Below are 14,057 nucleotides of genomic sequence, written 5' to 3'. Positions count from 1 at the left end.
TCCATGGCGACTGACGTTCTACATCACACCCAGGGTGCCCATGAGGATGGGCACCACGATGCCGGTGCCAACAAGGTATTCGGCTTCTGGATCTACCTGATGAGTGACTGCATCCTGTTCGCGACCCTGTTCGCGACCTATGCGGTCCTGGTCAACGGCACTGCCGGCGGCCCGAGCGGCAAGGACATCTTCGAACTGCCGTTCGTGTTTGCCGAAACCATGCTGCTGCTGCTGAGCTCCATCACCTTCGGCTTCGGCATGCTGGCCATGAACAAGAACAAGGTCGCGGCGGTGAACACCTGGTTGTTCATCACCTTCCTGTTCGGCGCCGGCTTCATCGCGATGGAAATCTATGAATTCCATCACCTGATTGCCGAGGGCTACGGTCCGGATCGCAGTGGCTTCCTCTCCGCCTTCTTTACCCTGGTGGGCACCCACGGTATCCACGTGACCAGCGGTCTTATTTGGATCATCGTGATGATGGTGCTGGTAGCCAAGAAGGGGCTGACCGATCGCAACCGCACCCGTCTGATGTGCCTGAGCCTGTTCTGGCACTTCCTCGACGTGGTGTGGATCTGCGTCTTCACCGTGGTCTATCTGATGGGGGTCATGTAATGAGTCATTCCGTTGACAATCACGGCGCCAGCCACGGCAGCGCCAAGAGCTACCTGATCGGCTTCGTGCTGTCCCTGATCCTGACCGCGGTGCCGTTCTGGATGGTGATGGACGGTTCTGCCTCCCACACTACCGTGCTGGCCACCGTGGTCGGCATGGCGGTGGTGCAGATCTTCGTGCACCTGGTCTACTTCCTGCACATGAACACCTCGTCCGAGGAGCGCTGGAACCTGGTGGCACTGATCTTTACCGTGCTCATCATCGCCATCGTGGTCGTGGGTTCCCTGTGGATCATGTACAACCTCAACATCAACATGATGGTTCACTGAGCAGGTTGGCAATGATGATGAAGCAATACCTGCAAGTGACCAAGCCGGGCATCATCTTCGGTAACCTCATCTCGGTTATCGGAGGGTTCCTGCTGGCCTCCAAGGGGAGCCTGGATGTGCCCCTGTTCATTCTGACCATGGCTGGTGTATCACTGGTGGTCGCCTCCGGTTGCGTGTTCAACAACTACATCGACCGTGACATCGACTGCATCATGGAGCGCACCAAGAACCGTGCTCTGGTGAAGGGTCTGATCGCCCCCGGCGTATCGCTCTGGTATGCCACCGCGCTCGGCATTGCGGGCATTGCACTGCTCTACTTTGCGGCCAATCCGTTGGCCGCCTTGCTGGCGGTGCTGGGCTTCATTGTCTATGTGGGGGTCTACAGCCTCTACATGAAGCGTCACTCGGTCTACGGCACCCTGGTCGGCAGCCTCTCCGGCGCCGCGCCGCCGGTCATCGGCTACTGCGCGGTGAGCGGTCAGTTCGACTCGGGCGCCTTGATCCTGCTGGCGATCTTCAGCCTGTGGCAGATGCCGCACTCCTATGCGATCGCCATCTTCCGCTTCAAGGATTACCAGGCGGCCAACATCCCGGTGTTGCCGGTGGTGAAGGGGATCCCGGTGGCCAAGCTCCACATCACCCTCTATATCCTGGCCTTCATGGTGCCGACCTTGATGCTGTTCCTCGGCGGTTATGCCGGTTACAAGTATCTGGTGGTGGCCACCGCGGTCAGCGTCTGGTGGCTGGGGATGGCGTTGTCTGGCTACAAGGCGGCGGTGGATGACTCCCTCTGGGCGCGCAAGCTGTTCATGTTCTCTATCGTTACCATCACTTGCCTGAGCGTGATGATGTCGGTGGACTTCCAGCCTGAGGCCGAGCCTGCGGTGCTGGTGAGCATGCTGCCCTGATAGTGTGAGTTGTGCCCCTAAATGCATGAAATCCAGAGCCGGGAACCTTCCCGGCTCTGTTATTATGGGGCCGCCCCGTCGGGCACTTTTCCCCTCTGTCGGGTGTGGCATGGCATCTGTCGGCCACCCCTTGAGTCTTCCTTTTCCCTGACCTATCGAGGCCATCATGAATGATTTCACCATGACGAGGGGCGAGCGCCGTGCCACCTGGGCGCTCGGCTCCGTCTTCTCGTTGCGCATGCTCGGCATGTTTATGGTGCTGCCGGTACTGACCACCTACGGCATGTCGCTGGCGGGGGCCTCCGAGGCGCTCATCGGCCTGGCCATCGGCATCTACGGCATGACCCAGGCGCTGTTCCAGATCCCGTTCGGCCTGCTCTCCGACAAGGTGGGCCGCAAGCCCCTCATCGTCGGCGGCCTGCTGATGTTTGCCCTCGGCAGCGTGATCGCGGCGCTGACCCACTCCATCTGGGGTGTGATCCTCGGCCGTGCCCTGCAGGGCAGCGGCGCCATCTCGGCTGCCGTGATGGCGCTCTTGTCGGATCTCACCCGCGAGCAAAACCGCACCAAGGCGATGGCCTTCATCGGGGTGAGCTTTGGCATCACTTTCGCCATCGCCATGGTGACCGGCCCCCTCATCACCCATGCGCTGGGGCTCTCCGGCCTGTTCTGGCTGATCGCCCTGCTGGCGCTGGCAGGCATCGCCGTCACCCTTTGGCTGGTGCCGACTCCGAGCGGTCACCTGCTCAACCGCGAGTCCGGCATGGTGAAGGGGGGGATGCGCACCGTGCTGACCAACCCGCGCCTGCTCAAGCTCAACTTCGGCATCCTCTGCGTGCACACCCTGCTGATGTCGAGCTTCGTGGCGCTGCCGCCGCTGCTGGAGCGCGCCGGTTTGCCCCGCGACAGCCAGTGGCAGGCCTATCTGGTCACCATGCTGATCGCCTTCGTCAGCGTAGTGCCGTTCATCATCTATGCCGAGAAGCGCAGAAAGATGAAGCGGGTGTTCCAGATCTGCGTGCTGGTGATGCTCATCGCCGAGCTGGTGCTCTGGCAAAGCGGCCTGCAGCTGTGGGGCCTGCTCGCCGGCCTGCAGATCTTCTTCATCGGTTTCAACGTGATGGAGGCACTGCTGCCTTCTCTTATCAGCAAGGAGTCGCCCCCCGGCTACAAGGGCACCGCCATGGGGATCTACTCCACCAGCCAGTTCATCGGGGTGGCCATCGGCGGCAGCCTCGGCGGCCTGCTCTTCAGCCTGGGCGGCGGCCCCCTGGTGTTTGGCGGCTGCGCCGCGTTGGCTCTGGTCTGGCTCGGGGTGAGCCTCACCATGGCCGAGCCCCCCTATGTGAGCAGCCTGCGCATCGTGTTGCCGGAAGGGGTGGCGGCCGACGCGGCGCTCGAGCAGAAGATCCGTGCCTGCGAGGGGGTGAGCGACGTGCTGCTGGCCGCCTCGGAGCGCTCCGTCTATGTGAAGGTGGACAGCAAGCGCCTGAGCCGGCGCGATCTGGAGTCGCTGGTTGCCGCCTGAGGACGCCTGCCGGCATGAAAAAGCCCGCCAATTCGGCGGGCTTTTTATTGGGCAGTATTCAGCTGGATTGTGCTCAGCTGGGTCGTGCTCCGTCAGTCAGCCAGGCAACGCTGCTCGGCGGGCAGGCTCGCGGCCTCCCCCAACAGCAGGGTGCTGAGGGCCGCCTGGGCGCAGCGGGAGCTGCTGAGCTGGCCATGCTGGTTGCTCTGCGCCACCTGCACCATTCGCGCGGCGCTGCCAAAGGCGGCCTGCATCTGGCGGGCACCGGCGAAGGGGGTATTGGGATCGTACTCGGCGCCGAGTACCAGGGCCTTGGCATCATCCGGCAGTTTTATCTCGCCGGCGCCGTAGCTGGCGATGGGCTGGCGTGGATAGGGCCAGTCGGCGCAGGTGTTGAAGCTCTTGGCCAGCAGCAGGGCGCCGGCCCCCTGGAAGGCGGCATCTTCCGGGTCCAGCGTTTGCCAGTTGTAGGGCTCGCTGTTGTCGGTGCAGTGGATGGCGCTGAAGAAGGGCATCTCCAGCAGCGTTGAATAGGGGTTTTCGTCGGCCTGCTCCTTGGCGAGGCGGGCCAGCAGGGGGCCGGCATCGTCCTGCTGCCAGAAGGCGAGCTGATCGTCGCGCTGGCTGCCGCTGATGGCATCGCTCATCACCGCTTCCCAGTGGTCGCGGTCGAGCACATTGCCCTGGTTGTCCACATAGCGGCCGTTGTCGCGAACCTGGCGGGTCACCGCCATGCTGCGCTGCAGCGCCTGATCTCCGAAGCGCCAGGCCAGGATGCGGTTGGCGTTCTCGGCGTCGCCGCGGAAGATGGCCGGGTAGCGGCTCTCGGCGGGGGACATCGGCGAGTCGACCACCAGATTGGCCACGTGGCTCGGGTAGCGGGCGGCATAGAGGGCAGCCAGGCGAGTGCCGTAGGAGAAGGTGATGGGGGTGATCCGCTCGCGCCCCAGGTGCTGGCGCAGGCGCTCCATGTCCTCGACCACGGCCCGCGAGCCCAGGTGCGGCGCATGCAGCCGCAACGGCTCGTCGCAGCGCGCCAAGAGGGCCGTGCTGAAGGCCTTGCCCTGATCCGCCCCGCTCTGGAGCGCCGGCAGGGCGCCCTTGTCCCGGCTGGCGAACAGCTGGGCGAGCTGCGCCGGGCTCATGTCCGGCCGAACGCCTTGCTTGTCGGTCAGCAGGCAGCTGCGCAGTTCGTGGCCGAGGGCGCTGTAACCGGCCCCGCGGGGATCCAGAGTGACGATGTCGTAGTGCTCAAGGATGGCGGGATTGGCGCTGCGCAGCAGGTCGAGCAGAAGGCCAAGGTCCGGGGTGGCCGAGGTGGGGCCGCCCGGGTTGTAGAACAGGGTGCCGCGATAGTCGCCGCTGGCGCGATAGTGCAGATAGAAGATATCCAGGGTGTCGCCCTTGACCGTGCGGGTCTCCTGTTTGACATGGGGGCGGACGGGTTTGTCCGACCAGGAGGGGAAGCGGGGGCTGTTGTCGGCGAAGAGGGAACTGTCGGCGCGTGCAGCGGAGCGCTTTTCCCACTTGGTCTCCTTGATCTGGACCCACTCTTTGTCGTAATCGAGCGGCACCGTCAGGTAGTGGCAACTGACCTGACTGGCGGGTATGGCGATGCCGTCCTCCTGCCAGCCCTGGCGCAGCTGTTGGCAGACCTGGCCGGCGTCATAGCCGGCGCGAATATGGCGAGTCTGGAAGGGCTCTTCTTTCTTTTCCAGATTGCAGCCTGCCAGCAATGCCGGTGCCAGCAGGGTCATGAGCAGCGTGTATTTCATTATTTATTTCCATTTATCTAGCCTGAACCCCGAAATAGTACGGGGACGGGCCGACCGGATGGCAGCCGGAAGTTGTATGGAAATATTGCAAGGTGTGTCGATTTACATATTTCTGGTGATATTTGATGGCCTCGTTGATCTATTTGAAAATAATGACCGGCAACGTGCGCCGTTATTTTATTTCGGATCAATAACGGCGGCGCAACCGGTCGGTGCTGGGCAGATGTTGGCGTTACGCGGGCGCGCGCCAGAACGGCTTGTCCCCCAGCACGGTGGCCCTGTGCATCACTCGCCGGGCGGGCAGATAGTCGGCGTTGGCGTAATGTTGGGTGACCCGGTTGTCCCAGATGGCGATGTCGTGCTCCCGCCAGCGCCAGCGCACCTGATACTCGGGCTTGGTGACATGGCGAAACAGGAAGGCGAGCAGCGCCTCGCTCTCTTGCGCCGGCAAGTCGGGCAGGCGGGTGGTGAAGCCTTCATTGACGAACAGTGCCTGCCGGCCGCTCAAGGGGTGGGTGCGAACCACTGGGTGGCGCAGCGGCGGGTGACGGGCCGCCGCCTCTTGCCAGCGCTGGTATTCGGCCGGGCTGGCGTTGTGGCGATGGGCCGGGAACGATTTGGTGAAGTCGTGTTCGGCTTCCAGCCCTGCCAGCAGCTGTTGCAGACTGGGGGAGAGTCCCTCGAAGGCGGCGATGCCGCTGGCCCACAGGGTATCGCCCCCCACCGGCGGCAGCTGCTTGGCGGCCAGAATGGCCAGGGCCGGTGGCGTCTCGATGAAGGTGACGTCGGTGTGCCAGTTGTCGTTGTCCGGCGGGTTGTCGTCGTGGGTGTCGAGCACGATGATCTCCTCGGCCTCCGGCGCGTGGGGATAGACAGGGTGAATGTGCAGATCGCCGAAGCGGTTGGCCAGCGCCCGCTGCTGGCGGGGGTTGATGGGCTGATCCCGAAAGAACAGCACCTGGTGGGTCAGCAGGGCCTGCTGCAACTGCGCGAACTTGCCCTCATCGAGCGGCCCGGCCAGGCTGATGCCGCTGATCTCGGCGCCGATATGGGGGCCAAGGGGGGTGATTTGCAGGGAATTGCTCATAGTCCTTCTCCATGCCACGGCGTCAGGCGACGCTGCAGCGCACGTAAACCAAGTTCCAGAGTGAAGGCGATCAGGGCGATCACCAGAATGCCCGCCAGCACCACGTCGGTGGCGAGAAACTCGCCGGCAGCTTGTACCATGAAGCCCACGCCGCGGGTGGCGGCGATGAGCTCGGCCGCCACCAGGGTGGACCAGCCGACCCCGAGCCCGATGCGCAGTCCGGTGAGAATGTCTGGCAGGGCGCCGGGCACGATGACATACCACAGCACCTGCCAGCGGTTGGCGCCGAGCGCCCGGGCGGCCCGCAGTCGCACCTGCTTGGCGCCCTGCACCCCGGCCAGGGTGGCCATGGCGACCGGCGCGAAGATGGCCAGATAGATGAGCAGCACCTTCGATGTCTCGCCGATGCCAAACCAGATCACCATGAGCGGCAGGTAGGCAAGGGGCGGCACCGGCCGGTAGAGCTCGATCAGCGGGTCGAGCATGCCGTGCAGGGTGGGGCTGAGCCCCATGGCGAGGCCCACCGTCACGCCGCACAGGGTGGCGGCTGCGAGGGCGATGAGGATGCGCTGCAAACTGGCGGCGAGGTGCTGCCAGAGGGTGGCGTCCATGAAGCCTTGCGGCCCGGCAAGGGTGGCAAACTGCTGCAGCACCTGGGCGGGAGGCGGCAGGAACAGCGGGCTTATCAGCCCGAGCCTGGCCACCAGCCACCAGAGCGCCAGTAGGGCACAGAGGGTCAGCAGGCTCACCCCAAGCCGGCGCGGCAGCGGCCAGCGCAGGCGTATCCGGCGGGCAGGGTCGAGCGGGCGGGAGAGGGTGAGGCTCATGCAAACACCTCCCGCTCGGCAAAGACCCGCTCCAGCACATACTCGCGCCGCGCGATGAAGGCGGGATCCGACTTGATGCTGCGGCAGGGCTCGCCGGCGGCGAAGCGGCGGCCGAAGTCCAGGGTCAGCCGTTCCATGACTCGCCCCGGCGCCGGGGAGAGCAGCACCAGCTCGGTGGCCATGAACACCGCCTCCTCGATATCGTGGGTGATGAGCAGCACCTGCCGACGCTGCTCGTGCCACAGGCGCAGCAGCAGGGTCTGCATCTGCTCGCGGGTAAAGGCGTCGAGGGCGCCGAAGGGCTCGTCGAGCAGCAGCAGTTGCGGCTGGGTGGCCAGCGCCCGGGCGATGCCGACCCGCTGGCGTTGACCGCCGGAGAGCTGCCAGACCGGCTTGGCGTGGGCCTCCTCCAGCCCCACCTTGCGCAGCATGGCCAGCGCGCTGGCCTCGCGTTCGCGGCGCGGCACGCCGGCCAGCTGCAGGCCGAAGGCAACGTTGTCCAGTACGTTGCGCCAGGGCAGCAGGCCATCGTGCTGAAAAACCACCCCCCGCTCGGCGCCGGGGCCGCTCACCGGCCGCCCCTGCAGAGTGATGGTGCCCTGCTGGGCGGTCTGAAAACCGGCGATGAGGTTGAGCAAGGTGGTCTTGCCGCAGCCGGAGGGGCCGAGCACCACCATCAGCTCGCCCGCATCCAGGGTCAGGTTGATGTTGTCGAGGACTCTGCGCCCGGCGTAATCGGCACAAAGGTGAGTGAGCTGCAGCATGCATGCCTCCTTGTGATGTAGGGTCAGCGGGCGTGAGCCTTGACGAAACGGTCGGTCACGTAGGCGCGATAATCGCTGCCGGCACTCTGCACCTTGCCTTGCTCCTTGAGAAAGCGGCTGGTATCCACCAGGGTCTGGTTCACCAGATCCTCCAGCTCGGCGCCCTGCTGGCTGGCGCTCAGGTAGGTGTTGCCCCTGACCAGCGCGGGCACGTCGCTGGCCGGCACGCCGCTCAGTTTGGCCAGCTTGGCGAGGTTGTCCGGCTTGGTCAGCCAGCCGTCGGGGTTGGCCAGGTAGTCGCGCTGGGCCGCCAGGGTGCTGTCGACGAAGGCCTGCACCAGCTCGGGATGGGCCTTGGCGAACTCCTTGCGCACCACCCAGACATCCAGGGTGGGGGCTCCCCACTCGCCCACCTGGGCCGAGTCGGTCAGTACCTTGCCGCCCTTGGTCAGCTCGTTGAGGGCTGGCGCCCAGACATAGGCGCCATCGATGTCACCCCGCTGCCAGGCGGCGATGATGGCCGGCGGCTGCAGGTTGACGATCTGCAGGCTGGCCGGATCCACTCCCCAGTGCCGCAGCGCGGCCAGCAGGCTGTAGTGGGTGGTGGAGGTAAAGGGCACGGCGATGCGCTTGCCGCTGAGCGCCGTGGCGGAGGTGAGCTCGGGCTTGACCACCAGCGCTTCCGAGTTGCCGAGCTTGGAGGCGAGCAGGAACACCTCGATGGGCACCTGCTGGTTGGCGGCCACCGCCAGCGGGCTGGAGCCGATGTTGCCGATCTGCACGTCGCCGGAGGCGAGCGCCCGCACCACGCTGGCGCCGCTGTCAAACTTGAGCCACTTCACCGTGGCGCCGCTGGTGCGGGCAAAGGTGTCGTCGGCCTGGGCCACTTTGGCCGGTTCGGCAGATGTCTGGTAGGCCACCGTGACTTCCACGGCCTTGGCTTGCAGGCTGAGCAGGGCGAGCGCCGCCAGCCAGAGGGAATGTCCTTTTCCTGTCATGATATTGCTCCATCGGGGGAATGAAGCGGCAGTTTTCCCATTTATCGGGGCGCTGAGGAAAGACCGAAAATATATGGCTGATGAGATATGGTTCTTAGAAAAAGAACGGCAACCCAATCCGTTTATTTATATATCTCAATATGGCAAGTCGATATTTGAAGGTTGGCAATAGGTGCCGAAAAACGGCTTGAAATATCGGCAAACCTATTCTGATATGGCAATGCTTGCCCATTTATTGAATATCGAACCGGTTAGGCTGATTGGGCGGATAAAATAAAACCCGCCGGTTGGGTGGGTTGGTTAGGGTCAGGTGATGCCGGTACTGCAAGGAGCGCGCAGGCAACGGGCCGGGCGAGAACGGCCCACCCGGAATCAGCGCTCCAGCAGGGGGGCGGAGCGGTAGCTCCAGAGCCCATAGGTGCGCAAGGCATCCCGGTAGATGCCGAGCAGCTCGCTGCCGCTCACCTTGGCAAGCTCGGAGAGCGGCTTGTCGGGATAGCTGACGCTGTCTATCCGGATCCCGGCCGGCCCGCTCTGCCAGCAGGCGATCTCCAGCAGGGTCTGGCCCCGGCGCACATGGCTGGCGGAGCTCACCAGGGTGGCGTACTCGATCTGGTGGCGGGCGAGGGCATAGCCGCTGTAGAGGGCGTTCTCCACCGTGCTGGTGGCGTAGTTCTCCTCGATGATGCGCGAGCGATCTATCCCCTTCTTCACCAGCCAGTCCGCCATCAGCTTGCCCTCGGTCTGGCGGTTCTGGGGCACCCCGCCGGTCAGGATGATGAGGGCCGTCGGGTTGGCCTTGGCCAGCGCCCGGGTGGTTTCCAGCCGGCCCAGCAGGATGTCGTGCATGGAGCCGTCGGGATTGAGGGCATAACCCAGGGTGACGATGGCCCGGTTGCCCGGCTTGGGTGAGCGCTCCCCCTGCTCCTTGAGTGGGGTGGCGACGACGCGATCGACCGTGTCGAAGATGCGCTGCAGATCGGCGGCCCGGCCCGGATTGAGGGTCGCCAGCTTGCTCTGATACCCCTTGGCGGCGGCCTCGTTGTGCTTGAAGGTCTGCCAGGTGGCGAGGTAGCTCAGCAGGTCGATGTCATCGGGCGCGGTGCTGAGGGCCTGCTCGAACAGGCCGATGGCCTTGTCCACGTTGCCGTTGTAGATCTGGGCGTTGGCCGCCGAGATGAGCAGGTCGGTGCGATAGGGCTCGAGCTGGTAGGCCTGCAGCAGCAGCTCGGTCACCTGCTCCATGTTGCTCGGCATCTTGGCGGTGAAGCCGGCGGTGGAGATACGGGCGGGGGATTTGAAGATCTGCCAGGCATCTGCCAGCAGCTGATCCACCACCTGGCGCTTGCTGATGTACTGGTCGTAATTCTGCTCCTTTTGCAGGGAGCGTACCGGGGCAGCCCAGGCTGCGGAAGGGAGCACGGCAGGCAGTGTCAGCAGGCTGGCCAGCGTCAGGGCAATCGCGGTTCTTTTCATCATGATGGCGTTCCACCGAAGGTTGATGGCACCAGGCCATTCCAGGATCATGGGGCTTTTTCAATAAAAACATAAACTTGGTGATTGGCCAGTGTACCGCGTCGTGGCGTGAAAAAACGTGAACCGCTTCGGTTATCCGGGGAAGGGGGAGCACCTGCCCTATTCGGGGGGAGCGAGACCTGGTTTCCCTGTGCGTTCGCTCAGTTGTGGCACAATCCTGCCGCGTTTTGGGTAAGGCTCGCCGCTGCCGTGAAAAAGTTGGCGGGGCCAATCGTTTTACCGCTTTTTCTGTGCCAGCGATCACTGTACCATCGCCGCCCGACCTGCCACCCGGCCGCAGCTCCCCCTGCGACGGCGCTGGCGTCACCCGATACTCGCCGTCACCCGGAACGTGAATGACCCCAGGATGGGACCCGCCACTAACCTGTAGGTTTGTGGTCTGCGTGTCGCGGGGTCGGCACCTCTCCCGCCCGCTCCCTGCGATACCTGTCTGCAGACTTGCCGTATGAAACTTCTCTCTTCATAGGTGCAAGATGACGCTGTTATTGAGTCTGGTCGGTATGCTGGCCCTGATGTTTATCGCCTGGCTGGCCAGTGAAAACCGCCGTGCCATCCGCTGGCGGACCGTGCTCGGGGCCCTCGCCCTGCAAACCGGCTTTGCCGCCCTGGTGCTCTACTTCCCCCTCGGACAAATCATGCTCGGCGCCATGAGCAACGGCGTCTCCGCCCTGCTCGGCTTTGCCGACAGCGGCATCCGCTTCGTGTTTGGCGATCTGGCCAGCAACGGCTTCATCTTCGCCGTGCGGGTGCTGCCGCTGGTGATCTTCATCAGCGCGCTGATCGCCGTGCTCTATCACTTCGGCATCATGCAGTGGGTGATCCGGGTGCTGGGAGGCGGCATTCACCGCCTGCTCGGTACCAGCCGCGCCGAATCCCTGGTGGCCACCGGCAACATCTTCCTCTCGCAGGGGGAGTCGCCGCTGCTGATCCGCCCTTTCCTGGCCGGCATGACCCGCTCCGAGCTGTTTGCGGTGATGACCTGCGGCATGGCCTCGGTGGCAGGCTCTGTGCTCGGTGGTTACGCCGGGCTGGGTGTGGATCTGAAATACCTGATCGCAGCCTCCTTTATGGCGGCGCCGGGGGGCCTCTTGATGGCGAAACTCTTGGTGCCGGAGCAGCAGCAGGTGTGCGAGCAGGACGAGATCACCCTCGACAAGAGTGACTACAGCAACGCCATCGACGCCCTGGCGGGCGGCGCCATGAGCGGCATGAAGATCGCGGTGGCCATCGGCACTATCCTGCTGGCCTTTGTCAGCGTCATCACCATGATCAACGCCGGTCTCACCACGGTGGGCGAGTGGTTCGGCTGGGCCAATCTCTCCCTGCAGCAGCTGCTGGGCTATCTGTTTGCCCCGGTGGCCTGGCTCATCGGCGTGCCGGCCAGCGAGATGATGGCGGCAGGATCCTTGATCGGCCAGAAGGTGATCATGAACGAGTTCGTCGCCTACCTGGACTTTGCCAACATCAAGCAGGATCTCAGCGCCCATACCCAGATCATCATCACCTTCGCCCTCTGTGGTTTTGCCAACCTGGGCTCCATTGCGGTGCAGCTTGGTTCCATCGGTACCATGGCGCCGGAGCGCCGCCACGACGTGGCGAGCCTCGGCTTCAAGGCGGTGCTGGCGGCAACCCTGGCCAACCTGATGAGCGCCACCCTGGCGGGGCTGTTCGCCTCCCTCGGCTAAGCGACCCTTGCCCCCATGTACACCCCGTCTCACCACTGGCGCGGCGGGGTGTCGTCCATCTGGCGCCAGCCATTGACGCCTCGGCACGGCGTGGGCTCGACAGGGGCGGGCACAGGCGGTAGCGTGATGGCGCACGGCCAGTCCGTGCCCGTTCAGGCATTCATATAACAAGGAATCACACCATGACCCGTCTCTCGCGCGCATTGGCGCTCTCCCTGCTGCTGGTCGGCGCCGTACCGGCGTTTGCCGCCGCCACCTATACCTCGGATCTGCTGCTGTCGGCGGACTTCAAGGCCCCCTGGGCCAAGGCGACTCAGGGCATCAAGAACCTGCCCAAGTGGGTGCGCAGCGGCAACGGCACCAGCTCCCCGCTCGAAGCCGTGGCCGGCACCCCGTATCAGAGCGGCTCGGTCTGCAAACCTCACGACTGCGCCAGCCACTACATGCAGCTGCTGGTGGATGCCAAGGCCAAGCGGGTGTGGGGCGTGCTGATCGATCTGCCAGATAGCGACGCCGCCCGCGAAACCCCGTCCAAGTTCGCCCGCTACACCTGGCTCGGCCAGCCGGACAAGGGGATGCAGGCCGCCCTGATGAAGCAGGTTGAGGCCGACCCCAACTGGCAGTAAGCCTCGAAAAGCAAAAACCTCTGCCTGGGCAGAGGTTTTTTTATGGCGAAGAGGTGATGGGGCCAGGCGCTAGCGGCTCAGGATCCGCACCGAGCGGATGCGGTTGTTGAAGTCGGTCGCCTCCTGCTCGCCGCCCTTGCGGGTATAGTAGCCACCGCGAAAGTCGGTCTCCTCGAAGAAGCGCACCACCCAGCCAGCCGGTACGGTGAAGGAGGAGATGCGGTTGGCAAAGCCGTAGCGACCGAGATCCGCAATATCCCGGTCGATGCGCAGGGAGTCGCCGCTCTGATGGGCGCCGTCGAATACCAGCAGGGTGCTGGCGTCGTCCCCTTCGTCCAAGCGGGTTGTCAGGCAGCTCGCCTTGGCCGCCTCGCAAAACAGGCTGTTGTTGCCTTGGCCCTGCTGACAGCGGCGGCTCACCTTCTGGCGCGCCAGCCACTCGCTGCGCCCCGCATCGGCATAGACGCTGTTGAAGGGGGTCAGGGTACAGATGTGGATACGCCCGCCACCCTGGCTCTGGCCGTTCACCACGATCTGGGGATTGATAAGGATATCGGCGCGGACCGCTGTGCTCAGGGTCAACAGCGCCAGCAGGACAAACAGCTTGTTCATGGATGAGATCTTGCCAGTTCAAGGGGCGGCAAGGATTGCCGAGACGCAGCCTCGATGCAAGAGAGAGCGGCGCCCGCTGCGACACTCCTTGCCCACCATCGACGCAAAGATGAAAGGCTCAAAGCAGAACACCGGCGCAAGGCCGGTGTTCTGAACAGCATGGCGGCGGGCCCGGCGGGGCGCGCGGTCAGGGCCGCTTAGGCGTAGAAAGCCTCGACGGTGCCCTTGACGGTGATCAGCATGGGGTTGCCATAGCGATCCTTGGCCTTGGGGGAGGGGATCTTCACCCAACCTTCGCTGATGCAGTACTCCTCGACATTGGTGCGCTCCTTGCCGTTCACGCGAATGCCGATCTCGTGCTGGAAGCACTCCGCCACATGGTGCGGGCTGCGCGGGTTGGCCGCCAGACGGTCGGGCAGGGCCGGTTTGTTGTCGCTCATGGTCATTACCTGTTGTGGATGCAAAGTGCGCCATTGTAGACAATGGCCCCGCCGGGCTCAAGGCAGCGTCGGCGCTGCTTTGAGAATGTCGGTCAGGAGGAGCGCCAAACCGTGATCCTGCCATAGGCGGAGCCAGCCAGAGTGACAAGAAACATGGCGACATAGCTCCAGAGCGGCGGGTCGAAATAGAGATCCTCCGGCACGCTGCAAAGATAGAGGAAGGCAACCGCCAGAAGCGGTGTCAACAGAAGCTGGATAAGTGTTCTTATCATGGGGCGATTCACTTATTGGATGCGAAATATGGAGGATCAGGCGCTTGTCGCTAGC

Annotated in this window: 15 protein-coding genes; 6 read left to right on the top strand and 9 right to left on the bottom strand. The window is 64.1% G+C overall.

All coding sequences use genetic code 11. From position 1 onward, the window contains the following. The first annotated feature begins 3 nt into the window (after positions 1–3). From OKC29_RS13655 to OKC29_RS13640, 4 genes are all read left to right on the top strand, one after another. Positions 4–615, top strand: coding sequence for a cytochrome o ubiquinol oxidase subunit III (locus tag OKC29_RS13655; protein WP_011706742.1), 612 nt, complete (start codon positions 4–6; stop codon positions 613–615). Next, the gene (locus OKC29_RS13650) at positions 615–944 is read left to right on the top strand and encodes a cytochrome o ubiquinol oxidase subunit IV (RefSeq protein ID WP_005302933.1); all 330 of its coding nucleotides are present in this window, start codon (positions 615–617) and stop codon (positions 942–944) included. The genes OKC29_RS13655 and OKC29_RS13650 overlap by 1 nt, the downstream gene beginning before the upstream one ends. An 11-nt stretch (positions 945–955) precedes the next feature. Next, complete coding sequence (gene cyoE / locus OKC29_RS13645) at positions 956–1,852, top strand: heme o synthase (RefSeq protein WP_005302932.1); 897 nt, start codon at positions 956–958, stop codon at positions 1,850–1,852. Between the two features lie 166 nt (positions 1,853–2,018). After that, complete coding sequence (locus OKC29_RS13640; protein ID WP_073351004.1) at positions 2,019–3,380, top strand: MFS transporter; 1,362 nt, start codon at positions 2,019–2,021, stop codon at positions 3,378–3,380. A 92-nt stretch (positions 3,381–3,472) separates the two neighbouring features. On the opposite strand, the gene OKC29_RS13635 is transcribed toward OKC29_RS13640, so the two are convergent. From OKC29_RS13635 to OKC29_RS13610, 6 genes are all read right to left on the bottom strand, one after another. After that, complete coding sequence (locus OKC29_RS13635) at positions 3,473–5,155, bottom strand: alpha/beta hydrolase (protein WP_162275744.1); 1,683 nt, start codon at positions 5,153–5,155, stop codon at positions 3,473–3,475. Positions 5,156–5,387: 232 nt separating this feature from the next. Next, a complete protein-coding gene (gene tauD / locus OKC29_RS13630) occupies positions 5,388–6,242 on the bottom strand; it encodes a taurine dioxygenase (RefSeq protein WP_073351002.1) in 855 nt (284 codons plus the stop codon). Then, the gene (gene tauC, locus OKC29_RS13625; RefSeq protein ID WP_073351000.1) at positions 6,239–7,069 is read right to left on the bottom strand and encodes a taurine ABC transporter permease TauC; all 831 of its coding nucleotides are present in this window, start codon (positions 7,067–7,069) and stop codon (positions 6,239–6,241) included. The genes tauD and tauC overlap by 4 nt, the downstream gene beginning before the upstream one ends. Further along, entirely contained in the window at positions 7,066–7,833 is a 768-nt protein-coding gene (gene tauB / locus OKC29_RS13620) for a taurine ABC transporter ATP-binding subunit (protein ID WP_073350999.1), read from the bottom strand. Before tauB ends, tauC begins: the two co-directional genes overlap by 4 nt. Before the next feature lie 23 nt (positions 7,834–7,856). Beyond that, on the bottom strand, positions 7,857–8,831 hold the full coding sequence (gene tauA / locus OKC29_RS13615; protein WP_073350997.1) for a taurine ABC transporter substrate-binding protein: 975 nt from the start codon (positions 8,829–8,831) through the stop codon (positions 7,857–7,859). Positions 8,832–9,203: 372 nt separating this feature from the next. Next, positions 9,204–10,358, bottom strand: a complete 1,155-nt coding sequence (locus OKC29_RS13610; RefSeq protein WP_174892447.1) for a YdcF family protein — start codon at positions 10,356–10,358, stop codon at positions 9,204–9,206. A 482-nt stretch (positions 10,359–10,840) separates the two neighbouring features. On the opposite strand from OKC29_RS13610, the gene OKC29_RS13605 reads away from it, so the two are divergent. Then, positions 10,841–12,052 (top strand): NupC/NupG family nucleoside CNT transporter, encoded by a 1,212-nt coding sequence (locus tag OKC29_RS13605; protein WP_270669305.1) that lies wholly within the window; start codon positions 10,841–10,843, stop codon positions 12,050–12,052. Between the two features lie 182 nt (positions 12,053–12,234). Then, a complete protein-coding gene (locus OKC29_RS13600; protein ID WP_101613918.1) occupies positions 12,235–12,678 on the top strand; it encodes an inhibitor of vertebrate lysozyme family protein in 444 nt (147 codons plus the stop codon). 69 nt (positions 12,679–12,747) lie between these two features. Here the strand turns inward: OKC29_RS13600 and OKC29_RS13595 are convergent, their stop codons facing one another. The 3 genes from OKC29_RS13595 to OKC29_RS13585 all read right to left on the bottom strand — a co-directional run bounded on the left by OKC29_RS13595 (position 12,748) and on the right by OKC29_RS13585 (position 14,002). After that, positions 12,748–13,290 carry a beta/gamma crystallin-related protein gene (locus OKC29_RS13595; protein ID WP_043159739.1) on the bottom strand — a complete coding sequence of 181 codons (543 nt, stop codon included), beginning with the start codon at positions 13,288–13,290 and terminating at the stop codon, positions 12,748–12,750. Between the two features lie 197 nt (positions 13,291–13,487). Further along, positions 13,488–13,730, bottom strand: a complete 243-nt coding sequence (locus tag OKC29_RS13590; RefSeq protein ID WP_005302916.1) for a DUF3297 family protein — start codon at positions 13,728–13,730, stop codon at positions 13,488–13,490. A 92-nt stretch (positions 13,731–13,822) separates the two neighbouring features. Further along, positions 13,823–14,002 carry a hypothetical protein gene (locus tag OKC29_RS13585; protein WP_024944189.1) on the bottom strand — a complete coding sequence of 60 codons (180 nt, stop codon included), beginning with the start codon at positions 14,000–14,002 and terminating at the stop codon, positions 13,823–13,825. Positions 14,003–14,057 lie beyond the last annotated feature (55 nt).

This window comes from Aeromonas sp. QDB34 (assembly GCF_027705405.1).
Lineage (GTDB): Bacteria > Pseudomonadota > Gammaproteobacteria > Enterobacterales > Aeromonadaceae > Aeromonas > Aeromonas hydrophila.
This window is presented reverse-complemented; position numbering and strand designations above follow the sequence as displayed.